The 23,770-nt window shown below is 42.8% G+C and carries 24 protein-coding genes; 16 read left to right on the top strand and 8 right to left on the bottom strand.

Annotated elements, in window-relative coordinates:
- Window positions 1-86 precede the first annotated feature (86 nt).
- Complete coding sequence (locus GTW09_RS14430; RefSeq protein WP_163112465.1) at window positions 87-1,205, top strand: esterase-like activity of phytase family protein; 1,119 nt, start codon at window positions 87-89, stop codon at window positions 1,203-1,205.
- A gap of 137 nt (window positions 1,206-1,342) precedes the next feature.
- Here GTW09_RS14430 and msrA read toward each other — a convergent pair whose 3' ends face one another.
- On the bottom strand, window positions 1,343-1,882 hold the full coding sequence (msrA, locus tag GTW09_RS14425) for a peptide-methionine (S)-S-oxide reductase MsrA (protein ID WP_163112464.1): 540 nt from the start codon (window positions 1,880-1,882) through the stop codon (window positions 1,343-1,345).
- A 155-nt stretch (window positions 1,883-2,037) separates the two neighbouring features.
- Between msrA and GTW09_RS14420 the strand changes: the two genes are divergently transcribed.
- From GTW09_RS14420 to GTW09_RS14410, 3 genes are all read left to right on the top strand, one after another.
- A complete protein-coding gene (locus tag GTW09_RS14420; protein ID WP_163112463.1) occupies window positions 2,038-2,433 on the top strand; it encodes a DCC1-like thiol-disulfide oxidoreductase family protein in 396 nt (131 codons plus the stop codon).
- Window positions 2,423-3,148, top strand: a complete 726-nt coding sequence (locus tag GTW09_RS14415) for an SDR family NAD(P)-dependent oxidoreductase (protein ID WP_163112462.1) — start codon at window positions 2,423-2,425, stop codon at window positions 3,146-3,148. The genes GTW09_RS14420 and GTW09_RS14415 overlap by 11 nt, the downstream gene beginning before the upstream one ends.
- A 214-nt stretch (window positions 3,149-3,362) precedes the next feature.
- On the top strand, window positions 3,363-4,784 hold the full coding sequence (locus GTW09_RS14410; protein ID WP_163112461.1) for a sodium-dependent transporter: 1,422 nt from the start codon (window positions 3,363-3,365) through the stop codon (window positions 4,782-4,784).
- A 131-nt stretch (window positions 4,785-4,915) separates the two neighbouring features.
- Here the strand turns inward: GTW09_RS14410 and GTW09_RS14405 are convergent, their stop codons facing one another.
- Both GTW09_RS14405 and GTW09_RS14400 read right to left on the bottom strand, forming a co-directional pair.
- Window positions 4,916-5,752, bottom strand: a complete 837-nt coding sequence (locus GTW09_RS14405) for an NAD(P)H-binding protein (protein ID WP_163112460.1) — start codon at window positions 5,750-5,752, stop codon at window positions 4,916-4,918.
- Window positions 5,753-5,958: 206 nt separating this feature from the next.
- Window positions 5,959-6,759: a DUF2884 family protein gene (locus GTW09_RS14400; protein ID WP_071980607.1), complete on the bottom strand. Its 801-nt coding sequence runs from the start codon at window positions 6,757-6,759 to the stop codon at window positions 5,959-5,961.
- 333 nt (window positions 6,760-7,092) lie between these two features.
- On the opposite strand from GTW09_RS14400, the gene GTW09_RS14395 reads away from it, so the two are divergent.
- Entirely contained in the window at window positions 7,093-7,284 is a 192-nt protein-coding gene (locus GTW09_RS14395; RefSeq protein ID WP_071980606.1) for a hypothetical protein, read from the top strand.
- Between the two features lie 91 nt (window positions 7,285-7,375).
- Here the strand turns inward: GTW09_RS14395 and GTW09_RS14390 are convergent, their stop codons facing one another.
- Genes GTW09_RS14390 through GTW09_RS14380 form a run of 3 tightly spaced genes read right to left on the bottom strand, consistent with a single transcriptional unit; the run spans window position 7,376 to window position 10,467 of the window.
- Window positions 7,376-8,659, bottom strand: coding sequence for a mechanosensitive ion channel family protein (locus GTW09_RS14390; protein WP_163112459.1), 1,284 nt, complete (start codon window positions 8,657-8,659; stop codon window positions 7,376-7,378).
- Between the two features lie 3 nt (window positions 8,660-8,662).
- The gene (locus tag GTW09_RS14385) at window positions 8,663-9,556 is read right to left on the bottom strand and encodes an acyltransferase (protein ID WP_163112458.1); all 894 of its coding nucleotides are present in this window, start codon (window positions 9,554-9,556) and stop codon (window positions 8,663-8,665) included.
- Entirely contained in the window at window positions 9,553-10,467 is a 915-nt protein-coding gene (locus tag GTW09_RS14380; protein WP_163112457.1) for an acyltransferase, read from the bottom strand. Before GTW09_RS14380 ends, GTW09_RS14385 begins: the two co-directional genes overlap by 4 nt.
- 113 nt (window positions 10,468-10,580) lie before the next feature.
- Here GTW09_RS14380 and fghA point away from each other — a divergent pair, with 113 nt between their 5' ends.
- Entirely contained in the window at window positions 10,581-11,423 is an 843-nt protein-coding gene (gene fghA, locus GTW09_RS14375) for an S-formylglutathione hydrolase (protein ID WP_163112456.1), read from the top strand.
- 503 nt (window positions 11,424-11,926) lie between these two features.
- Here fghA and GTW09_RS14370 read toward each other — a convergent pair.
- Together GTW09_RS14370 and GTW09_RS14365 are read right to left on the bottom strand one after the other, a co-directional pair.
- Window positions 11,927-13,327, bottom strand: a complete 1,401-nt coding sequence (locus tag GTW09_RS14370; protein ID WP_163112455.1) for a HipA domain-containing protein — start codon at window positions 13,325-13,327, stop codon at window positions 11,927-11,929.
- Complete coding sequence (locus GTW09_RS14365; protein WP_163112454.1) at window positions 13,311-13,577, bottom strand: helix-turn-helix domain-containing protein; 267 nt, start codon at window positions 13,575-13,577, stop codon at window positions 13,311-13,313. Before GTW09_RS14365 ends, GTW09_RS14370 begins: the two co-directional genes overlap by 17 nt.
- Window positions 13,578-14,166: 589 nt before the next feature.
- Between GTW09_RS14365 and dusA the strand changes: the two genes are divergently transcribed.
- The 10 genes from dusA (at window position 14,167) to GTW09_RS14315 (ending at window position 23,682) form a co-directional block, all read left to right on the top strand.
- Complete coding sequence (dusA, locus tag GTW09_RS14360; protein ID WP_163112453.1) at window positions 14,167-15,189, top strand: tRNA dihydrouridine(20/20a) synthase DusA; 1,023 nt, start codon at window positions 14,167-14,169, stop codon at window positions 15,187-15,189.
- A gap of 189 nt (window positions 15,190-15,378) precedes the next feature.
- Window positions 15,379-15,666 carry a hypothetical protein gene (locus GTW09_RS14355; RefSeq protein WP_163112452.1) on the top strand — a complete coding sequence of 96 codons (288 nt, stop codon included), beginning with the start codon at window positions 15,379-15,381 and terminating at the stop codon, window positions 15,664-15,666.
- Between the two features lie 328 nt (window positions 15,667-15,994).
- Window positions 15,995-16,663 (top strand): phage shock protein PspA, encoded by a 669-nt coding sequence (gene pspA / locus GTW09_RS14350; protein WP_163112451.1) that lies wholly within the window; start codon window positions 15,995-15,997, stop codon window positions 16,661-16,663.
- 95 nt (window positions 16,664-16,758) lie between these two features.
- The gene (locus GTW09_RS14345) at window positions 16,759-16,959 is read left to right on the top strand and encodes a PspC domain-containing protein (RefSeq protein ID WP_071980595.1); all 201 of its coding nucleotides are present in this window, start codon (window positions 16,759-16,761) and stop codon (window positions 16,957-16,959) included.
- A complete protein-coding gene (locus tag GTW09_RS14340; RefSeq protein ID WP_163112450.1) occupies window positions 16,959-17,321 on the top strand; it encodes a hypothetical protein in 363 nt (120 codons plus the stop codon). The genes GTW09_RS14345 and GTW09_RS14340 overlap by 1 nt, the downstream gene beginning before the upstream one ends.
- 151 nt (window positions 17,322-17,472) lie before the next feature.
- Complete coding sequence (locus GTW09_RS14335) at window positions 17,473-18,465, top strand: DUF2333 family protein (protein ID WP_071980593.1); 993 nt, start codon at window positions 17,473-17,475, stop codon at window positions 18,463-18,465.
- A 3-nt stretch (window positions 18,466-18,468) separates the two neighbouring features.
- The gene (locus GTW09_RS14330) at window positions 18,469-19,224 is read left to right on the top strand and encodes a TIGR04219 family outer membrane beta-barrel protein (RefSeq protein WP_163112449.1); all 756 of its coding nucleotides are present in this window, start codon (window positions 18,469-18,471) and stop codon (window positions 19,222-19,224) included.
- Window positions 19,225-19,389: 165 nt separating this feature from the next.
- Entirely contained in the window at window positions 19,390-21,225 is a 1,836-nt protein-coding gene (locus GTW09_RS14325) for an assimilatory sulfite reductase (NADPH) flavoprotein subunit (protein ID WP_163112448.1), read from the top strand.
- The gene (cysI, locus tag GTW09_RS14320; RefSeq protein ID WP_163112447.1) at window positions 21,225-22,946 is read left to right on the top strand and encodes an assimilatory sulfite reductase (NADPH) hemoprotein subunit; all 1,722 of its coding nucleotides are present in this window, start codon (window positions 21,225-21,227) and stop codon (window positions 22,944-22,946) included. The genes GTW09_RS14325 and cysI overlap by 1 nt, the downstream gene beginning before the upstream one ends.
- Window positions 22,936-23,682: a phosphoadenylyl-sulfate reductase gene (locus tag GTW09_RS14315; RefSeq protein ID WP_071980589.1), complete on the top strand. Its 747-nt coding sequence runs from the start codon at window positions 22,936-22,938 to the stop codon at window positions 23,680-23,682. The genes cysI and GTW09_RS14315 overlap by 11 nt, the downstream gene beginning before the upstream one ends.
- Window positions 23,683-23,770 lie beyond the last annotated feature (88 nt).

Below are 23,770 nucleotides of genomic sequence, written 5' to 3'. Positions count from 1 at the left end.
GTTTTTACCGCGCTCTGTGTTCAGCAAAGACCAACATGCCCTAATAACTGACACAACAAATAACTGAATATAAGAGAACTATCGATATGCAAAAATACGCTTTACTTGGTAGCGTTTTTCTTTTTCTTGCTGCCGCATGTAGCGAACCACAAGAGGTTGTCATTACTCCTGAAAAGCCTGATATGACTGCTGTCACAACAGGACAATGGATAACCAAGCCCAATGGCGATGTTATGTACGACCCGCAAACATCTGGATTGGTTGCCTTAAATGGAGAGCTGTTAACAATTGCAGACGCCAGTGCAGAGAAAAGTCAGCAGTTAAAGTTACATCGAATTGACCCAGCATCATCAACACTGCTCTCATCCACCGACAAATTTACTTTTTCATCTCGGGTAACGCGAAGTTGTTTTTATAATTATTTAAGCACAGAGCCTGATTTAGAAGCGCTAGCTGTAGACCCTCGAGACAATGATGTTATTTACACCGTAACCGAAGATGCCACTCGAACTGGGGCATTAAGCCCTCGTTGTGAGTCGAAATACAGCAACACGGGGTCTACAGATTACCCCACACTACTGGTGCGGTTAGCTCGAAAGCAAGACGGAAATTTCACGATGACCCATGTGCGTCCACTTCAATTTCCCGCCAAATTCAATGTAGGGAATTTTCCTAACGATGGTATTGAAGGGCTAACCATGGATGATAATGGAACTCTGTATCTGGGATTAGAAAAGGATATTGCAGGGCAGCCGCGCATTTTTACAGTTGATGTAAATAACGACTTTTTCTCATCAACAGAATTTGCCGTTGTGCAAGAGCCTAAGCTTTTGCTGCCTACTTTTGCTGCGGGCAATCACCCCATAAACGGGCTGACCTTGCATACAGAGAATGCGAAAACGTACCTTTTAGCTGCGGCTAGAAACGACAATGAACTTTGGGTTATTGATACTGCAGCCAAGCAGCCAACGCTAAGAGTCCCTATCACTTTTAAAGTGAAGGGTAATGAAACTTGCAGCGATTATGTAATGGATAATGCTTCAATGGAGGGACTGGTGGTGATGCAAAATACCCTATGGATAATTAACGATCCTTGGGAAAAAAATTATCTTAAAAATGCCTCTTGTCAGGTAGATGAGAAAAAATATAAAGACTTAGCTCCGTTACTATTCTCCCTTCCCCTAAATCCAAGTTGGTTTCAGTAGTTTTTGAGCGGTAAATCGTAAAACAGCGCGGGTGTAAACAGCCAAGTGCCCTTGTGATAAGGTACACTTGGCTGCCGTCTTTTTATTGCCTCTCAATTGGATATAAATTGTCTATGAGAGACCAGCGCTATCTAGGCTTAGCTTCGAAGCTTAGAAGCAAACGTCTTCTTAAATTTTGCCAGTTTTGGAGCCACCACCATTGAGCAATACTGGTTTTGTGGATTATTTTTAAAATAATCTTGGTGATAGCTCTCGGCTTCGTGATAGTTATTAATCTCAACAACCTCTGTAACGACTGGGTCTGGCCAGATTTCATCGTTGCTTATCTCGGCAATAATCTTTTCAGCTTCGGCTTTTTGACCTAAGTCATGGTAGAAAATTGCACTTCGATATTGAGTGCCAACATCATTTCCCTGGCGATTAAGCTGTGTTGGGTTGTGCAGTGCGAAGAAAATTTCCAGAACCTCGCGATAGGTAAGTTTGTCTGCATCAAACGTTACCCGTACCACTTCAGCATGACCGGTATTGCCACCACATACTTTTTCATATGTAGGCGCTGGGTCTTCGCCACCGGCATAGCCAGATAATGCCTTTTCAACTCCATCGACAGAATTAAATGCCGATTCAATACACCAGAAGCATCCGCCAGCTAGCGTAGCGACCTGTAAATTTGCCATGATAAAACCTCTTAATTTCAATGACAGTAGTGTGGGTTTCACCTACGTCTAACTCAAGTCATCCAAGCATGTTTTTTTAGCGTATAAAGGCATAATAAATAAAAAAACACCTTTCGTGCGCTTTAGTACGTTTCCAATTAACTTGAGGTTTTGTAGTGATTATTTTTTATGATGGCTATTGTCCGTTGTGCATGACAGAAATGAAGCACCTCAAAAAACGAGACAAGCACAAGCGATTAACGCTGGTTGATATTCAAGAGCCGGGCTTTAACGAGCGCTATCCCACATTAGACTGGCACGCACTCAATGCCAGAATACACGCACTCAGAGATGATGGCACGTTAATAACGGGCCTCGATGTTACTCACGAAGCATGGAAAGCTGTTGGGGTGGGCTGGCTGTATGCGCCACTGCGGTGGCCCGGAATTCGTATAATTGCAGATGCTTTTTATAATGTGTTTGCCAAGCATAGATATACTATTTCCTATCTGCTAACGGGCAAAAAACGCGGTTGCGATCGCTGTATACCAGGAGAGACCAATGACAAATAAAACACTTATTATTGGGGCCTCAGGCGGCATTGGTAGAGCTATTGTTAAACGCTATGCTGACAACGGCGATGAAGTTATTGCGGTGAGTCGAAGCGGCGCTACAGACGACAGTTGGCCCAATACCGTTACGGCAAAAGCTATGACAGAGCATAATGAAACCAATATTGCGGCCTTCGTCGATGAGCTAAAAAGTCAAGGTACAACTTTAAATAACGTGGTTATTACAACAGGGGTGTTGCAAAACGACGAGCTAGGCGTGAAACCTGAAAAACGCTTGGAAGACATGAACGAATCAGCGTTGACATCTTACTTTGCGGTGAATTCTATCATCCCTGCCTTATGGCTTAAGTATTTGGTTAACGTAATGGACAAAAACCACTCTACTGTTGTGTGCCTCAGTGCTCGTGTGGGCAGTATTTCCGATAACGGGTTTGGCGGCTGGTATGGTTACAGAGCATCGAAGGCAGCTCTGAACATGCTAGTGAAGACCGCATCAATCGAATATAAACGCAGAGTGAAAAACGCCATGCTGGTGTGTTATCACCCTGGAACGGTAGACACTGGGCTTTCAAAGCCATTTCAAAAGAATGTTGCTGCTAAAAAACTATTCACTCCTGAGTTTACCGCAGATCAGCTTTTTACCCACGTTTCAAAGCTAGATCGAGACCAAATTTGCCATTTTATCGACTGGGATGGCGAAGTGGTAACTTGGTAATACGCTTTGTTACGATTCCTTTAGTTCAACCTCAAGACTTTTTATTACACTGCTGTTACCATATCTTTTGGGGTATGGTGCAGCGTATTAATTGGCCTGTAGAGCCTATACGTGGTCTATAGAGTCTGGAATACAAGGCGTTGACGCCGTTGTGAGTCACTTCAAAACATACCATCCTGATAAACATAACAATAACTCAACAAGAGGAAGGGATATGAGCGGGGCCAGAGAACAGTTCGGATCGCGCATAGGTTTTATTTTGGCAGCTGCAGGTTCTGCAGTTGGTATTGGTAATTTGGTTGGCTTTCCGGTAGGAGCAGCAAAAAACGGCGGCGGTGCATTCTTATTAATGTACGCCATATTTGTATTCGCGATTTGCTTGCCTGTAATGATGGCTGAAATGTCAGTGGGTCGTCATGCAAAAAAGGACCCTTTAGGTGCCTACAACTCAATCAGTAACAACAGTCCAAAATGGAAACTTGCAGGGTGGTTAGCAATAGCGACTCCATTTATGATAGCCGTGTTTTACATGGTTATTACAGTGTGGATTTTTGGTTATTTATACGAGGCTGTCAGTGGCAATTTAGACAAACTCGCTGACCCAGAGACCTTTGGTATTTTTATAAATTCTCCTTCGATTTTCGCTTACATGGCTGTCGTTGTTGGGGTGGTGTATCTGATTTTGCAAGGCGGTGTTAAAGAGGGGATCGAAAAAGCGGCAAAGCTTCTTATGCCTGCTCTTTTCGTGATGCTTATTGGGTTGGTTATTTTTGTTTTGACGCAAGATAACGCCATGGCGGGAGTCAAGTTTTATGTTGTACCTGACTTTTCGAAATTAAATGCAGAGGTAATAAACGGCGCGCTAGCGCAAGCGTTCTTCTCGTTATCGTTAGGAATGGGGATCCTCATTACCTATGGCAGCTACATAGATAAATCGGCTGACGTACCAACTTCTGCAAAGCTGGTGGCACTTACTGATACAGCGGTTGCATTTACTGCTGGTTTAATGATTTTACCCGCCATTTTCTCTTTCAACCCAGACATCAACCCTAATGATTTAAGCGAGTCTTCGGTAGGTATGATATTTACCTATCTACCAAGTATCTTCTTGGCGTTGCAGGAGTCTATCGGTTATTTAGGCGCTTCAATAGTTGCTAGCATGTTTTTCTTACTCGTATTTTTTGCTGCTATTACCTCGCTAGTTTCAATATTTGAGGTGCCGGTAGCAGCGCTAATGGACGAGAAAGGTGTAAGCCGTAAATGGGCATTGGCCTCATTGGGAAGTATTATGATAGTACTAGCTATCTTAAGTGCACTTTCCTTCGGTAAGATAGAGGCGTTAACCACCTTCGTAAGTTACGCTGGGGCCGATAAGTCGTTCTTTGATGTGATCATCGATGTTTTTTACGAAACTATACTGCCACTGAATGGCTTATTGATTTGCTTGTTTGTGACCTACCGTTGGAAAACCGCTAACTTCAATGCGTCACTGGAAGAGGGCAGCAGTGATTATCGCGGCAGCTGGTTCGAAAAATACGTCGATATTTCGCTTAAAACGTTTATTCCGCTAATTTTACTGGTCATCTTCGTCAACACAGTGGCCGTTAAATACTTCGGCATAAGTTTATTCGGTTAGTCATTATACGGGCGCTGTTGTTTTTACAAAAAGTGCTCGTTACAATTTAATAGTTACAATCTAATAAGAATTACATTCAAAAAAGGGATGGCAAACGCCATCCCTTTTTTATTTATTGTAAATCTGGCTTATTATTTACCGGAGTACATATCATCTGGGTTTGAAAAGCGAGGAGTAATCTTCAATGCTTTCCAGCTTGCTGTGGCATCAACTACTTTGCCCTTGGCCTCAGATTCGGTGTCAGAGAAGATGGGCAACGGGAGATTAAGCGCCGATGCTGCGCGAGCATAATATTCGCCGCGTTTAGGGTGAAGTTCACTGCATAGGTGCAGAGTTTTGTTTTGCAACGGAGTGCAAATAACACTCACCAGAGCGTTAACCACATCGCTAATATGCACAAGGTTTATACGCTTGTTGCCCGCAGGTAACTCCCGTCCGCTTAATGAGCGTGCAGGGTGACGGTCTGGACCAACCAAGCCCGCCAAACGAAGCACTGTATAATCAACCTGCGACGACACTGACGCTAAATGCTTTTCTATCGCGACATGTGCTTTTGCCGATGCTGTTTCAGGTGCAGTAGAGCTTGACTCAGTGAGTGTTTCGTTTGTGCTATCACCGTATACCGATGTAGTGCTGATAAAAATAATATGGGCCACCTGCGCTGCCACTGCATCATCAATCAGTGCAATAACTTGCTGAGTAAAGCCATCTAACTGAGTGTTTCTTCTACCTGGTGGAATATTGATAATAAAGGTAGCGCCAGACATATGCTTACATAGCTCTGCGGTATCATCGCCAAGGGCAAATTTAACCGCTGTGATCTGTTGTTCACCAAGGGATATACGTTTTTCATCACTTCGTGTTGTGCCCACTATGGTTGCGTTGATAGGACTATCGCTACTTAACAACGCATTTCCTAGATAACCCGCCATCCAACCGTAACCCGTAATCACTACTTTTTTCTGCATAAGCTATGTGTCCTAACATCCGTACTAAAATTTGTATGGCATTCATTTATAGCTTTCAGTATATCAGGCTAATATGTATTTGTGAGTGGAGAGGGAAATTGAGGAGTAGTGAAAATGAACAAAAAGCCGAACACCTTCGCGTTCAGCTTCTTTACGTTAAAACAGAAAAGTTCTTATGTTTTTGCTAAGTTTTGTCGCTATTTTATTTACATTCTTAACTCGCTGTGACCTTCTAATTCTATAAGGTTCAAGCCATCTAGACCCGGTATAGAAGCTTGCATTTTTGATTCTGCATAATCAGCCTTTTTAAGCACATCGCACAATGCGTTACCTTTTTCTTCAAGCGATGCTGCCTTTGCTTCTAAGCGGTACTCTAGGTCGTCTCCAAAACGTTCCATTTTTTGCTCAAACTCAGACATATCGCCTCCTTCCCACAGCATCTGTGTACCAAGAGCGATAAGAATGCGGCCCATAGACTCACTAATTAATGATTCAATTTGCTCTTCAAACTCAGCTTCCCAGCTTTCGTCAAACCAACCAGGCTCATCAAATTTTGAAGAGTCTACTCGAATGTTGCCTGCATCGTCGTAAAAGGAGCGAGCCAATTTTTGATCGAGAGAGTCGAACAGCGCTTGGAAATCGTTATCAAGGTCACTGCCACTGCCAAGCAATTCTCCAAAAACTTCGGTTACCGCCACACTAGCCACTTCTAAGCCTTCACTTGCTATTGTTAAGGTCATTGGAATTGCTGTATCGATGCTATTGTAATAATCGTTTACGTAGCTTTGTTGGTCTTTAGTTAACGCGACTGTTTCACCGTTAACTGTGAGGTCGCGATTAGAGTTAATGTTAAGAATCGACCCATTGTCCATATTTACGGTTAGGTCACCTTGGTAATATTGCAATTGACCATCTAACTCGATATCGCAACTGTTATCATGAGCCAAAACCTGACCACTTAGTAATGCGCCAGTTACAGCAACTGAAAGTAAAAGCTTGTTCGACATTATAAAATCCCTAATCGTGACTTAACGATAAAAACATTGTTCATTTGATGAGCTGGATGTCACAGACGGTTTAGCTCATTGATACATAAGCTTTAGCAATGCAGATGCCACATATTAAAATCATTTATTTTCAATGGCTTAACTTTTTATTTTTTTCTAACGAATTACAGCAAGTTTAATTTTTGGCAAAAATGCTAATAAAGTAGTTATTTTGACTACGATCAAATTTTACTCAATTGCTGCTGTTTCTCATAAAATTAAACCCCACCGAAATATGTTCAATAGAGATGAATTGATGCATAATACGCCCAATTAAATTAAGGGGTTAACACAATGGCTGATTGGACTAATGCAATTATGTTCGGTGTTGCGCTAATTGCCTTTACGCTTGGGCTTAGCAGCATCGTTATGGGTTTTATTACAGCAAAAACTGGTGCTGAAGGTATGCAGGAAAAAGTAGAGTATGGCTTTTTCGGCGTAACTGGTTTAGTTATTTTTCTACTAATGACTTACGCAATAAGTTAGTAGAACTGTGGATAGTAAAAAAATAAAAAACCGGCTCACAAAGCCGGTTTTTTATGCGCTATTGTTGTAGCCAATGGCAATATGAAAGGAATTAACCGGACGTTTTTTCAACCTCTCTGGCTAAGTGTAAGCTGCTTAAATGGCTATCACGTTGGTAGGCTCGCAAATCAAAAGGGTCGAGCATTGCAATTACGTGGTCAAAAATGTCAGCCTGCACTTTTTCATAGTCCACCCAGTCTTGCCTTGCACTAAAACAATAAATTTCAAGTGGCAACCCCAACTCATTTGGCGGGAGCTGTCTTACCATCAATGTAAGCTCTTGATTAATATGAGGGTGCTTTCTCAAGTACGCTTCTAAGTACGCGCGAAATGTTCCTACGTTCGTCAAACGTCTGCTGTTCAGCAAGTCAGACTCATCAATAGAAGAGTCTCTGTGGTAGGCCTGCAGTTCATTCTTTTTCTTCTCTATATAGTCGTTGATGTATCGAATTTTTGAGAACCGCTCTAGCATATCGTTGTCGCACAGCTTTATAGAGTGAATGTCTAAATAAATTGCACGTTTTATTCTACGTCCGCCAGACTCCTGCATTCCGCGCCAGTTCTTTACTGCTTCCGTAGTAAGGCTGTATGTAGGGAGGGTAGAAATTGTTTTATCCCAGTTTTGCACCTTAACATTTGTAAGACCAATTTCTTTAATTTCGCCATCAACCTCGTATTTTTGCATCGATATCCAATCACCAGTATTGAACATACGGTTGGCCGCAATTTGAATTCCAGCGACAAAACCCAGGATCGTATCTCTGAAAATGAGAAGTAGTACGGCGGCTATGGCGGTAAGACCCGACACAATCAGCAGAGGGCTTCTATCAACAATTAAAGAAATACTGAGCAATATAGTCACAATAGCGAAAGCAAGCTTGGTGACTTGAATGAAGCCAGTAATCGGGGCTCGTTTCGCCAGCGAAGAAGAGTTGTATACATACTCGACGGTGCTGAGCATGGCGTAAAGTGCAAGTAATCCGCTGTAAAGCATATAAAGCTGTGCACTTTTGATTAAAAAGCCACGTAGTACGGCACCTTCATCGATCAGGATAGGCGTGGTTATATAAATAAATAGCGCTGGAAACAGGTGCATTAAGCGTCTAAAAAAGCCGTATTCTTGCAGCGCATTGTCCCACACGTTGTTCGACTTATAGACGATTCGCGCAATTTGAGGCCTAATTAAAAGGCGAGCAATGACATAAATCACCACAGAGACAAGCAAAATTGCACTAGTGGCAAGGACGTTAAACAGCGGTTCACCGGTTGTAAGTTCCGGAAAAATATCATTCACCAAGTGAACAAAAGTCTCGCGAAAAGAGGAACTGACTTCCATGATTTATGACTCCAACAGGTTTTTAATTCGCGTATCTTTATTTTTCCAAAGGTTATTTAACCAGTCTTGGAAATAAAGCCGGAATTCAGATTCATTGCGCTGGGAGTTCTGTTGCAATTCTGGAACAGGCTCTACATTTACATCTATTATTATTTTAGTCATGGTGCCACAAAGCATAGCCATCATTGGATGCTTTTGATTATTGGGGTACAACAGAGAAATGTCCAACACGTTGGTAAATAGTTCTCCCATTGCCGCAAGAGTAAAAGACACTCCACCAGCTTTTGCTGGCAGCAAATGCGTATAGGGGCTTTTCTTTAGCGCATGCTTTTCGGGTGTGAATCGCGTGCCCTCAACAAAATTGATAACAGTAGTTGGCACCGTTCTAAATTTTTCACAATACGCTTTAGTGGTCTCCAGGTCCTTACCTTTTTTCTCTGGATACTTTTCTATGTAGGTGCGGGAATATCTGCGCATAAACGGCATATCTAAGGCCCACGCGCCCAAGCCAACGAACGGCAACCATATAAGCTCTTTTTTCAAAAAGAATTTTGGCGCAGGAATTCGGTGAGTAGCAAACTCGATAAGCAAAATAATATCTAAGTAGCTGAGATGGTTAGCAATAATTAGGTACCAACGGTCTTTTGCCAGTTCGCCATGAATTGCGTATTCGATATCAATGGCATTAAACATACGAATAAGCAGCACACTAATGCGCCCAAAGCTAAACATTAGCCAGTGCATTACGCTATTCCATAGCGACCTTATTTTACCGTTGGGCAATACCAGTTTTACTAAGCCCAGCACAATAATAAGACTTCCCCATAACGCGAGATTTAGTAGTTGTAGCGTTATATGAACAACGAAAGTAAAAGGAGCGAGAATTGTACGGATCATAAAGGTTTCTGCGTTGCGTTTAGTTCTTCTAAAAGATTGTCTTTTGCTTGCCAACGTTCGTTGAGCCATGTTTGAAAACGAGCGCGCACTTGCGGGTCGTCAAAATACGAAGGGTGAAAGATACCGCTATCCATAATCTCTTTAATAGGCATAACGCTTATATTTACCCGAACATCGCGCACTCGGCCGCTAACGAAGTCCCAAAAAGTGGGTACGCCATTTGGATAGTCAATAGTAACGTCAATAAGTTTATGAAGTTGTTCGCCCATTGCCGAAAGTACAAAAGCGATGCCGCCGGCTTTTGGCTTTAATAGGTGGGTGAAAGGCGAACCTTGTCTGTCGTGTTTGCTTTGAGTGAAACGCGTACCTTCGACAAAGTTCATGATACTGACAGGTTTGGTGCGAAATTTCTCACAGGCTTTACGTGTAGTTTCCATATCTTTGCCTTTTAGCTCAGGATGTTTGGCCAAAAACGACTTGGAATATCTACGCATAAACGGAAAATCCAGTGCCCACCATGCCAACCCCAGTATCGGCACATAAATTAACTCTTTTTTGAGAAAAAATTTTAAAAATGGAATTTTGCGGTTAAATACACGTTGGAGAACCAGAATATCTACCCAAGACTGATGGTTCGCAGTAACAAGATACCAATCGTCACGAGTAAGCTGCTCGAGTCCGGTAACATGGAATGTAGTACCACTGCTAATGCGCTGATTTAAGTTATTGACGCCAATCCATGCAGTGGCGCATGTATCTAACAGATACGAAATGAAACGTCGCCATTGAGGCACTGGAATAAGCTTAAACACAGAAAGCACAATGATGGGTGTTGCCCAAACCACTGTATTTATAAAATAGAAAATGACGGAAATTGTACCGATAATATGATGCAATAGTGCTCTAACCATTGTATTTACCTCAAAATTTAGGCGCTTAGTGTAAACGAACTTGATCTAAAATCCGATAGAGCCTTTACTGAATCTTCAATAAAGGTACAAATACTATTTATAAAGGAGCGGTAATGAAGCTTTTAAGCGAGAACAAAGCGTTCGGAGGAACACACCTTCGCTACAGTCACACTTCAACGACAACAAACTGTGAAATGACGTTTGCGATATTTTTACCGCCTTTCGCCAGCAAAGAGAAACCCGTACCTGTGCTGTATTGGCTGTCGGGACTAACCTGCAACGATCAAAACTTTATGCAGAAAGCTGGAGCGATGAAGCTAGCCAGTGAACTGGGTATGGCAATTGTCGCGCCAGATACATCTCCGCGGGGCGAAGGTGTTCCAGATGACGCAGAAGGGGCTTACGATTTCGGTTTAGGAGCTGGTTTTTATGTGGATGCCATTCAAGCGCCGTGGGACGAGCACTACAATATGTATAGTTACATTACTGAAGAACTGCCACCGCTGATTGAAGGTGAGTTTCCAGTAACTAAAGAAAAGGCGATAAGTGGGCACTCAATGGGAGGCCACGGCGCTTTAATCATTGGTATGCGCAATCCTAATAAATATGTGTCGGTATCGGCATTTAGCCCCATTGCCAACCCCAGTGACTGCCCTTGGGGAGAAAAAGCGCTGGGTAATTATTTGGGAAGCGATAAAGCCAGCTGGAAAGATTATGACGCCTCTGAATTGATGGCGAGTCAAACTCATTATATTCCTATGCTGGTTGAGCAAGGAACAAAAGACGAGTTTCTTCAAGAGCAGTTAAAGCCGCAATCACTTGTTCATGCAGCGCAACGCTCTGAAACACAGCTTACGTTAAACATGCACGAAGGATACGACCATAGCTATTTCTTTATCGCATCCTTTATTGAAGAGCATTTAGAATTCCACGCAGGCCATATGGGATTAATTTAACTCATTGATATGGAGGCATAATGCACTCCACTACATAATGCACTCCATTATTTGTACGATGGTAGAGGAGCCGAAGCGTTAAGTGAATTAACCTTCGGCTTTTTTTATCCCCCGGGCGACAAAACTTTTAAGGTGGTGCAAGGCCGCTGTGGAGCTCAGTGAAATATCAATTCTTGTTATTATATTTTTATTGAACATGGGTACTATACGCCGCCTGAAAACGCATGGTGCATTAGAAATCATGTGAATGCTATGAACGTTGAGGTTAACGCAGTGTCTGTCACCCCATTAAATCGCAGATTCTCTGTCGCCTCAATGCTAGACTGGAATTGCGCTCGCTTATCCTCCTTTAAATACAAGGCTTGCAGCGAGAAGTAATAAAAAGTTCCCCTATATGCCCCCAATAATGGGAATGTTTCACTCCTAATTTTGCTGAAAAATGCGCTTTTTTCAAAAGCACTATTTGAAGAAAGCAGCTCAATAGTTTCATTGCTCTTTTACATTTAAAATAAATTCACCATTTCTGGTATGTGTTTCACTTCTTGGCCTAGTTCTTCAATGGCCTCATTAATGATCTGAATACAGACATCAATGTGTTTTATTTCCGATTCGCTTAACTGGTGTATCATCGCTTCGCTTTTTGCTTGCTGAATTGACTCTCTTACTGACTTGATCATTTGCCTCATCAACAATTGCAGACGAGGGCGTGATATTCCAAATTCATTGGCGAAGTCTGCCAACATATTAGCGGTAAACGGGTGATTAAAATTACCAGCACTGCCAGCACCATATTCACCTATCGACATCGCGAAATGGTTTGCCATGCCTGTAGCTATTGCCACATTAGCGTTTTCATCAGCTTGCCTTGCCTGGATCTCTCGAATAATGGCCTCAATGTTTACTAAATCGTAAAATGGCGTAAGACTTAAACCCTGTTTACCCACAAAGAAACTGATGTTCTTACCGTGAGCATCATAGTTACGCACTAAAATATTAAAGGTCATCCAGCGTATAAGTTGCGTTTGATACGCTTCGGCATTAGTTGTTTTTACATTGAACAGTTTCGGAAAAGACACACCATCACGAATATAAATACCGTCGCCTTCATCACCGTGTTGGCGTTCGTATTTGTAAGAAGGGGGCAGGTTAGTAGCTTGACAGCCATCAATGACGTGACGGCGCATAACGCGGTGTTGCTCTGTTATTAACTTACGGTCAAAACGGTCAATGACAAACGCGCTGACTTCTCCATATTTTCGTACCGTTACCTCTGGTACATCGATACCCGAATGTTTTGCCAGCAACATGGTAAATAATTCATTCACCGCAATAAAAGGCGCTTTTCCTGTTTCAAACTTAAAGATCTTATTTGAGCAAAGCTGACCTTCACCAAAGCCTAATTTGCCATCTATCTCTAATAAGTTAAGTTTATCTTGTACACCCGCGACTGATAGTCTTGTACGACCATCCCAATGGGTAATTGATTCTCCAGCATTCTTAAAACGAACTAACTTATCGATTAGTTCTTCATTAGTGACTTCTCGAAATGAAGTTTCGATTTCTTCATTGCTCTGACTTGTAAATGATAACGCGCCAGATGTGTCAGCGCCGATGATCTTGATAAGCCCAAAGGTATTATTTCTTGAGATAGTGTTATTACTCGTTATCTCTTCTAACCCTTTACCTTCAGGTAATAAGTTTTGTAGGAAGTTCCGAACCGCTCTGTGACCAAACTCACCGTTCAAAGGCAGATGGGGCGAGATAGCAAAACCCTCCTTAACCCAATCAGGCTCGTAAGTTAAGGTTAATTCGTTTTCAGAGCCTACAGGAATAGTTATTGCCGCAATTCTACGACCATGACCGATATAAACGTTCAGGGTATTTAGATTAGTACCAGTCATCACCTACCCCCGTTTCTTCTTTGGAAGTCGCATCATCACAAAGAATGCTAAATGAAAGACCAAGGTACTCCATTACCTTGAGAAGGTTCGCTAACTTTACATTGGTATCGCCTTTTTCTATTTTCACCAGCGTTGGCTTTGAAATAGACAATGCTTCAGATACATCTACAAGAGACAGCTTCATACCCGTTCGCTTTGCAGTGATCGCTTCAGCAAGCTGAGTTGGGGTAAAGCGTTCTGATAAGTTAGGCATCGCTGAAGCCTTAACCGCTTTACCTTTTCTGTTTGTCTTGGCAAGATTACTCATATAAGTTAAGTATTATTTACTTTTAAATATAAAGTAAAGTCGAAAAGAATATAAGTCAAATATAGTTTACTTTTAATTCTTCAAATAGGAGGATAGGGAAGCCAGTTCATTTTTAATGGCGCGCCTTACTTCAGCACGCTGATGACCTGTATAGCCTAACGAGCATTCTTGGATCCAATTATGCGCCTCTTCAATGGAAAGAACATGCATTGAATGAATGCCACCACGCAAATCTCATAGGCTATATCTAACTCGGAAGGGGCATCATTTACCCGAAAATGCTCTACGTTATTTCCATATGGGTTAAATGATGCTTCGATAACTTGTACATCTGTTTTTTCTAGTCGTCTTTGTAATGCTATACTGCGCTATCTTATTTTCCGCCTAAAAACTTAGGGCCCCAAAAAGACTTTTTTTGGACCCCGAAAGAGTGAAAATAAGGAATTAAAGGGACCCGAATTCAGAAAATTAAGTGCACCGCACTTGGCATTTACTCAAGAATTTAAATAATATCTTTACAAAACAAAGGCTTAAATTGAATACTACTGTTCAAACTCTTGACCGCAGGTTCTCTGTCGCTCCAATGCTGGATTGGACAGACAGGCATTGTCGCTACTTTTTACGATTGCTCTCAAAGCACACGCTACTGTATACGGAAATGGTAACGACTGGCGCCATTATTTATGGGAAGGGTGACTATTTAGGCTTCAATACTGAAGAGCATCCTGTGGCTGTTCAGCTTGGAGGGAGCGACCCTGCCGATATGGCGAGATGCGCGGTGCTGTCACAAGAGCGAGGGTATGATGAAGTTAATATCAACGTTGGTTGTCCTAGCGACAGGGTAAAAAATGGCAGTTTTGGTGCTTGTTTAATGGCTCAACCCGACGTGGTAGCTGCTTGTGTTAAAGCGATGCAGGCCGAGGTCGATATTCCGGTTACGGTAAAGTGCCGTATTGGAATCGATGACATGGACGAAGATGAAGATTTTACCCGCTTTATAGATATTGTAGCCGATGCAGGTTGCGATACATTTATTGTTCACGCTAGAAAAGCCTGGCTGCAAGGGTTAAGTCCGAAGGAAAATCGTGAGATTCCTCCGCTTAACTACCCAAGAGTTCATCGTATCAAACTCACTCACCCGGAACTGTCTATTAGCATAAACGGTGGCGTCAAATCTTTGGACGAGACAAAAGCTCAGTTGCTGAATGTTGATGGCGTAATGGTTGGCCGCGAGGTGTATTCAAATCCCTATATCATGGCGCGTGTAGACGCAGAAATATTTGGAGATGACAATGCAAATACGATATCGCGAAAGGAAGTTGTTCATAAAATGCAGCAATATATAGAGCGGCAGCAGGGAGAGTATTTTAAACCTTGGCATGTTGCGCGCCACATGCTTGGTCTATTTCAAGGGCAAGCAGGTGGTCGTATATGGCGCCGTTATTTAAGTCAGAATGGTACAGGAAAATCACCGGATCCAGACTTATTAATGAACGCATTAAGCGCTGTTGAAAGCGCACAACGGGAAATAGAAGAATATAATGGTCAAAAAGACTAATCATTTAGCGCCTTTGACTAAAGTTTAATATTTGTTCTACATCAAAAAGTATATCTTAATTTTTAAGTTTCAAATTAAGCTTTAATATCAATAATTTATAATTTATTAAGCTTTTGGCACGTCTCTCGCAATCCTTTGTGTATCACAACAACGCTGTGTTGTTGGACCGACAAAATTTCGAGGGACACTATGAAAACTTCACTAATTGCAGCAACTATACTTTCAGCAAGCATGATGAGCGGTGCAGCAAACGCACAAGAATCCGTGCTACACACTTTTCTACAAAATATGGTGACTAGCGCAGTAACAACTACCGCCAATGAACTGTCTGCGGATGTCTATCAATCGGTTGCCAATACCGCTTATCACTTTTCGTTAGACGCAAAGCAAGGCAACAGTAAAGCCAGCATAAGTGTTACTGACATTGCAGCTACGACAATGAAAGATCCTAAGAACAATGAAAAAGATTCTGACTAATAATTTTGATTAATTCGCACTCTTTAGAAAGCGCCCTCGGGCGCTTTTTTTGATTTGTACATAAATAAAGCTCAAACGTCTTTTAGTCAAATTCACACTGCTGTGGTCAAAAAAGCCAAAATTTGGTTCTGCCTCTCTTTGATAAGCAGGGTTTCTCAGGCTGAAAATTGAAAAGTCAATGAAATTCAATGGTTTAAGTTTTTGGCACGCCTATTGTAATACCTTCAGTGTAATCACAGTTTAACCAATACAGTGAGATGTCAGCGTCACATCAGTCTTGATAGTCAATTGCTGGTAACTCACCAAAAATCCAAGTGGAGAGATAATTATGGGTATGTTTTCAAGAATTAACGATATTGTTCAGGCCAACATCAACGCAATGTTAGACAAGGCAGAAGACCCTGAAAAAATAATTCGTCTAATCATTCAAGAGATGGAAGAGACACTCGTAGAGGTTCGCACTGATGCTGCACGTTACATAGCGCAACAAAAAACGTTGGCAAGACAAATCGATAATGCCAACAAAGAAATCGCTGGATGGCAGAGTAAAGCGCAGTTGGCCATGGATAACGACAAAGAGTCTTTGGCAAAAGCTGCACTTGTTGAAAAACAAAAGTACGTGGCAAAGCTTTCATCATTGCAAGAGCAAGAGGCACATTTAGCAGAAAGCATCGAAAAAATTCAGCACGATACATCGCGTCTTAACGACAAGATGGCTGAAGCTAAAGCAAAGCAAAAGGTACTTATTCAGCGCAAACACGCAGCAGAGACGCGTTTGAAAGTGAAGCATGCTAACCATGAGACAAAAATTGATGACGCTATGTCGCGTTTTGAAAATTACGAACAGCGAATTGACTATCTTGAGGCGCAGGTAGATGCCTACGACCTTACTAAATCTAATGAAGCCGCATCGCTTTCTGCAGAATTTGAGGCACTTGAGGCCGATGAAACGATTGAAAAAGAACTGGCAGAACTAAAGAAAAACAAAGTGGCTTAGCGTGTAACGCGCATAATTATGCTCACCAGTACAACTATGCGCGTGCAATGTGAACATCGAAGCTGGCCACCCATTAAAAATTGTTGGAGAACATCATGAAAATTTCATCACAAAAGCGTTTATACAGAGACTTAGATTCGGGAGTTATATCAGGAGTGTGCGCAGGCGTAGCACGTTATATTGATATTGACGCAGTGTGGGTTCGCGGTGGCGCAGTAGTGGCACTATTTTTTATGCCTGCCATTGTATTACTTGCTTATTTCGCCGCGGTTATTCTACTTCCGAGACTACCGTAATGAAAAACTTCTTACTGGCGTTAGTTATAGCAATTGTATTAATGAACTGTCTCGGTAGTGTAGTAGAGGACCTTCTTGGCATGCATTTAGTAATGTCTGATGAGCTTCTCAGCCCCTGGCAAAATATCGCGGTATTTTCTATTGTGGGTGTTGTACTTGCTATTGTAGGGTTTGTTGTAGCGCTCAGTGTTGTGGGCACGGTTATACTCGCTATAGGCGCGGTCTTGTTCGCATTGTTGCTGGCAGGCGTAAGTGCTTTCTGGCCAGTCATTGTCATCGCAATTGCTATTTTTGCATTGAAAAAACGCAACTCTGCATCATACGAGCACAAAAATGAACAAAACATGTCTCATACGTTATAGTTATCATAACTGAATTTAAGTTGTGTTAGAGTGCAATAAAGTGGTCATATAGAGGAATGCTGTCATTAGGGACAGTTTTTCTCGATATCATAAATTACAAACAGCTGACTAAGGTCAGCTGTTTGTTATAAAAAGGAAGGTTGGTGTTCATATGAGACAATCAATTAATGCAAAACGGATAGCGATTGTCGCTGTAGTGCTTGTTGTTCTTTTCTGGCTTATTGGCTGGTACTGGAGTTTATCGCCAGATACGTTTGATGTTAAAGAGCGTTTAAAAACCTCATCTTCAGTAGAAAATCCTACTGAAATTGCCGGCTACACCATGACAACTGCTATGATTGAAGTGTCTGAAACCTTACTTGACAAACCTGGTGGCTATTTGTCGAATGACGTTATCCCACCGAGCGTTCTGTTAGATAACATGCCCGCATGGGAGTTTGGTGCCCTTGAGATGGTTCGCGATCTCGCACTTTCTATGCGCAAAGACTTCAGCCGTTCTCAGTCGCAGTCAATGGAGAATCCCTATCTCACTAAAGCACACCCTAAATTCAATATGGACCATAAAAGCTGGGCACTGCCTTCCTCTGAGTCGAGTTACTCAGATGGTATAGAGCTTTTAAAGCAATATAGAGAAGAGCTTGCAGTAACTCGCAATAGCGACAGCCAGTTTTACACTCGTGCCGACAATTTACGTGAATGGTTAAAACAAGTTGAAAAACGCCTAGGAAGTTATTCGCAAAGACTAAGCGCTAGTGTAGGATCTGCTAGAATCAACACTGACTTAGCGGGCGATAGAAATGCACGTCAATCTTCGCCAGTAGCTAGGCAGAGTGTTGTAAAAACAGGCTGGTGGAAACTAGACGACAATTTTTACGAAGCGCGCGGTGCAACATGGGCCTTACTTCATTTTTTAAAAGCCGCGGAAGTAGAGTTTTACGATGTGCTGGAAGATAAAAATGCGCTTGTTAGTATGCAGCAAATTATTCGTGAGTTGGAAGCTACTCAGCAATCTGTATTCAGTCCAATGATTTTAAACGGAAGTGGTTTTGGCATGTTGGCCAATCATTCATTAGTAATGGCCAATTATATTTCTCGCGCCAATGCCGCTCTTATCGAAATATCAGAACTTCTCAATCAAGGATAACAAATGAAAAAGGGTCTTTTAATCGCCGCTCTTGGGTGTGCATTCGCATCGGCGGCTTCTCATGCTGATACCATTGCTGGTGTTTATGTGGGAGCGCAGGCTTGGCAGACGGATACTACCGGAGGCTTCGCTGATTCAAGCAGCACGGCAGATTTTAATTTTGATGATAAGACTAATTCTTCGTTTTATATCGCAGTAGAGCACCCTGTGCCGTTTCTACCTAATGTGAAAGTAAACCACACTACGTTAGATAACTCTGGCGTAACGGCGCTAGATTCAAGCTTTACTTTTGACGGACAGCTATACACAGCGAATAGTGAAGTGGCCACTGAGATCGACTTAACTTCTACCGATCTTATTTTGTATTATGAATTGTTTGATAACGACTTAGTCAGCTTCGACCTTGGTGTAAATGCGAAATATATCGATGGCGCTTTGTTTGTAAATGATAGAGCAAGCGCTACTCAAGGCTCTGCTGACTTTTCTGGCGTAGTGCCTATGGCCTATTCAAAGCTGCAGTTAGGATTACCTTTTACGGGGCTATCGGCCTACGCCGAGGGAAGCTACCTATCATTCGATGATCATGAGCTAAGTGACTATCAAGTAGCGGTTGCTTATTCATTTATTGAAAGTATTGCTATTGATATGACTGTGCAAGTAGGTTACAGAAATGTCACTGTAGATATCGAAGATCTCGATGATGTCTATGCTGATATGGAGTTTGACGGCGTATTTGCTGGGCTAGAGCTACATTTTTAGTATAAATTTAAAATTGACTCCAAGGCGCAACGGTTCCTCTGTTTGCGCCTTTTTTATTTCAACAAGGGTTTTAAGCACATTCAGTAATAAAAAAGTTTCATTTATTCTTTTCTCTTCTTGAATAAAGTCGTTAGCCTAGCGACATCGAAAAAGGGCTAAAAGACTATGTCACAAGATTCTAATTCATCAAAAGCTTCAAATTCAGCGCCAGGCGCAGTAGTAAATGAACAGCAGTGGAATGCCATTACGCAGGCTATTGCTGGCTTAAACCGCGACCAGCTCACTTGGGTGAGTGGTTACGCAGCCGGAATGGCTGCTGCGCAAGGAGGAGCGGTAGCACCTGCGATTCAAGATCAAGCTGCCGTTGCTGGCGATATACCTACACTCACCATTTTATATGGTTCGCAAACCGGTAATGCGAAAACGTTAGCGCACGAGTGCCAGGCAAAAGCAGAAGGTGCGGGCTTTAACAGTAAACTAGTGAGTATGGCTGATTATAAAGCGCGAAACCTTAAAAATGAAACGCACGTTGCTGTGTTTGTAAGCACGCATGGTGAGGGCGATGCGCCAGACGACGCGGTAGAACTTCACGAGTATGTTGGCAGTAAAAAAGCGCCAAAGCTGGCTAACACTAAGTATGCAGTGTTGAGCTTAGGTGACAGCAGCTATGAGTTTTTCTGTCAAACTGGTAAGGACTTTGACGAACGTCTGTCTAAACTTGGTGCCTCTTCAGTTATTGACCGTCTAGATTGTGACGTAGACTATGAAGCTGAAGCGCAAGCATGGCTAGACAAACTCATCGAGTCACTGAAAGGTGATTTTACACGCACTGCTGCCCCGGCAGTAGCGGCGCAAACAGGCGCAGCAGTTACAGCGGCGCCAGCGCAAACGTATACGAAAAAAGCACCTTACACAGCCTCTCTAATAGAGTCTCAGAAGATCACAGGCAGAGATTCGATTAAAGATATTCGTCATATTGAGATTAGCCTTGAAGACTCAGGTATCACTTACAAGCCGGGTGATGCCCTTGGCGTTTGGTTTAAGAACGCGCCGTCATTGGTTAATGATTTGATTGCTTTACTCTCGCTAAATGAAGATGCCGAAGTGGTGGTAGCTGAGAGCACAATGACGTTAAAAGAAGCGCTTACTTCAAAGTTAGAGTTAACGCTTAGTTATCCAAACTTTATCAAAGCCTATCAAGCCGCTACTGGCTCTGAGGGATTAGCTGCCTTGATGGAAGATAAAGCTAAGCTGCGCACTTACATGGCCGACCGCCAAATCATCGACATAGTGCGAGATCACGTGGGCACGATTACTGAGCAACAGCTTGTTGATGCGCTGCGCCCACTTACTCCAAGACTATATTCTATTGCTTCAAGCCAAGCCGATGTTGAAGATGAAGTACATTTGACTGTAGCGCATGTTGATTACGAAGCCTTTGGCAAACGTCATCAAGGTGGTGCGTCTGGATATTTGTGTGAATACCTGGAAGAAAATGGTGAAGTAGACGTTTTCGTTGAGAATAACGATAATTTCCGCTTGCCAACAGATCCCAACACGCCGGTCATTATGGTTGGACCGGGAACAGGTATTGCGCCTTTCAGAGCCTTCATGCAAGAGCGTGATGTAAAAGAAGCCGAGGGGAAAAATTGGCTGTTCTTTGGAAACCCACACTTTACTCAAGACTTCTTGTATCAAGTTGAGTGGCAAGGTTACGTAAAAGATGGCTTGCTAGACAAAATTACGCTGGCATTCTCTCGGGATCAAGAAGAGAAAATTTACGTTCAGCATCGCTTACTAGAGCAGGGTAAAGAGGTGTTTGAATGGTTAGAGCAAGGCGCCCACTTTTATGTGTGTGGTGATGCCATGCATATGGCCAAAGATGTTGAAAATGCACTTATCAAAATTGTACAAGAGCACGGCGGTAAATCAGAAGCCGAAGCGAAAGCTTATGTGGTTGAACTGCGCAAAGCGAAACGTTATCAAAAGGATGTCTACTAATGAGTAATGAAAACTCTCAATTCATAGTTGAAGGTAAATTGGCCGACAATGAACGTTTGAAGCGTGAAAGCAATAATCTGCGTGGAACCATAGAGAAAGACTTGAAAGATGATCTCACTGGTGGCTTTACTGCTGACAACTTCCAGCTAATTCGTTTTCACGGCATGTATCAGCAAGACGATAGAGATATTCGTGCCGAGCGGGCAAAGCAAAAGCTAGAGCCGCTACAAAACGTTATGTTACGCGCCCGTTTACCCGGTGGTGTTATAACTCCGGACCAATGGTTGGCGATAGACAAGTTTGCTACGGATCACACTCTATACGGCAGTATTCGTTTAACAACCCGCCAAACTTTTCAGTTTCACGGCGTGTTAAAGCCAAAGATAAAGTCTATGCATCAGATGCTTAATAAAGCGGGAATAGACTCAATCGCTACTGCAGGAGACGTAAACAGAAACGTGTTGTGTACTTCCAACCCAGTAGAGTCGGAACTGCACTTAGAAGCGTTTGAATGGGCTAAAAAGATAAGCGAGCACTTACTTCCAAAAACCCGTGCGTATGCCGAGATTTGGTTGGACGGTGAAAAAGTGGAAACTACTGAGAAGCCTGTAGAACCTATTTTAGGTGATAACTACTTGCCCCGTAAGTTTAAAACCACCGTGGTTATCCCTCCGCAAAACGACGTTGATGTGCACGCTAACGACCTTAACTTTGTGGCCATTGCAGAAAACGGCAAACTAGTTGGCTTTAACGTTCTTGTTGGCGGCGGACTTGCCATGACACACGGCGATAAAAGTACCTATCCACGCAAAGCAACGGATTTCGGTTTTATCTCATTGGCCGATACGCTAAATGTTGCTGCTGCGGTAGTAACAGTGCAGCGCGACTGGGGTAACCGTGTGAATCGTAAAAATGCGAAAACAAAATACACTCTTGAGCGCGTGGGCGTAGAAAACTTCAAAGCTGAGGTAGAAAAGCGCGCCAATGTTACCTTTCAGGCAAGCAAACCGTTTGAGTTCACCGGCCGCGGAGATCGCTTTGGATGGGTAGAGGGTATTGATGGAAAGTACCACTTAACCGTATTTATCGAAAATGGTCGAATTCTTGACTACCCAGGCAAAACGTTAAAAACCGGCTGCGCTGAGATTGCCAAAATTCATCATGGCGATTTTAGATTAACAGCTAATCAAAATCTTATTATTGCCGGTGTAGCGCCAAATGATAAAGATAAAATAGAAGCTTTAGCCCGAGAGCATGGATTAATAGCGCCTGCTATTTCAAATCAACGCCTTGATTCAATGGCTTGTGTTTCGTTACCTACATGCCCGCTAGCGATGGCAGAAGCAGAGCGTTATTTGCCAGATGCGGTAACCGAACTTGAAGGGTTACTAGCTAAGCACGGCCTTGCTGATGACAGTGTCATCTTCAGAGTAACAGGTTGCCCGAACGGTTGCGGCCGCGCCATGCTTGCTGAAGTTGGACTGGTAGGCAAAGGCCCGGGTAAGTACAACTTGCATTTAGGTGGAGACCGCGAGGGAACACGCATTCCTCGTATGTATCGCGAAAACATAAGCGAGCAAGAGATAATGTCTGAATTAGACAGCTTGTTCGGCAAGTGGGCGAGTGATCGAGAAGACGGCGAGTCGTTTGGCGACTTTGTTATTCGCACCAACGTGGTTAAACCTGTCATTGATTCAGCGCGAGACTTCTATGATCAATAATACGGCAGCGAAGCAGCAGGTATTATCACATGATATCAGCAAGGATGAGCTTGCTGATATCAATGCATCGTTAGAGAAAATGACGGCACAACAGCGGGTGGATTGGGCTCTAGACAATTTGCCAGGCAACCATATAGTGTCGTCTAGCTTTGGCGCACAGTCTGCGGTAATGCTGCATATGCTTACGCAAGCGAAGCCTGATATCCCGGTGGTGTTGACAGACACCGGGTATCTATTTCCTGAAACCTATCAATTTATAGATGAATTGGTAGAAAAGCTGAAACTTAACTTACATGTTTACCAGGCTGCGCTTTCGTCAGCGTGGCAGGAAGCTCGTTTTGGTCGACTGTGGGAGCAGGGCATAGAAGGTATCGAGACTTACAATAAATTAAACAAAGTTGAACCCATGCAGCGAGCGTTAGAAGAGCTTAATGCAGGCACATGGTTTGCCGGCTTGCGTCGCAGTCAGTCGGATTCTCGTGGAAAGCTTCCTGTTTTACAGAGAGTGGGCGGGCAGTTTAAGTTATACCCTATCATTGATTGGAGTAACAAAGACCTTCACTATTATCTAAAAGAGCACGGTCTCTCTTATCATCCCCTTTGGGATCAGGGGTATGTGTCGATTGGAGATTGGCATACTACTCAGTCGTTACAAGAAGGCATGGATGAGCAAGATACGAGATTTTTTGGTCTTAAAAGAGAGTGTGGTTTGCACGAATTTGGCGACGGTATCTAAGGCGCGTTGGTCTTCCGTACAGCAAGGAACAACACGCCCTAATTTACTAAACCGTTTTCGCGAGTATTTCAATGTATGACTGTCTTTG

Source organism: Alteromonas hispanica, assembly GCF_010500915.1.
In the GTDB taxonomy this organism is placed as follows: domain Bacteria; phylum Pseudomonadota; class Gammaproteobacteria; order Enterobacterales; family Alteromonadaceae; genus Alteromonas; species Alteromonas hispanica.
This window is presented reverse-complemented; position numbering and strand designations above follow the sequence as displayed.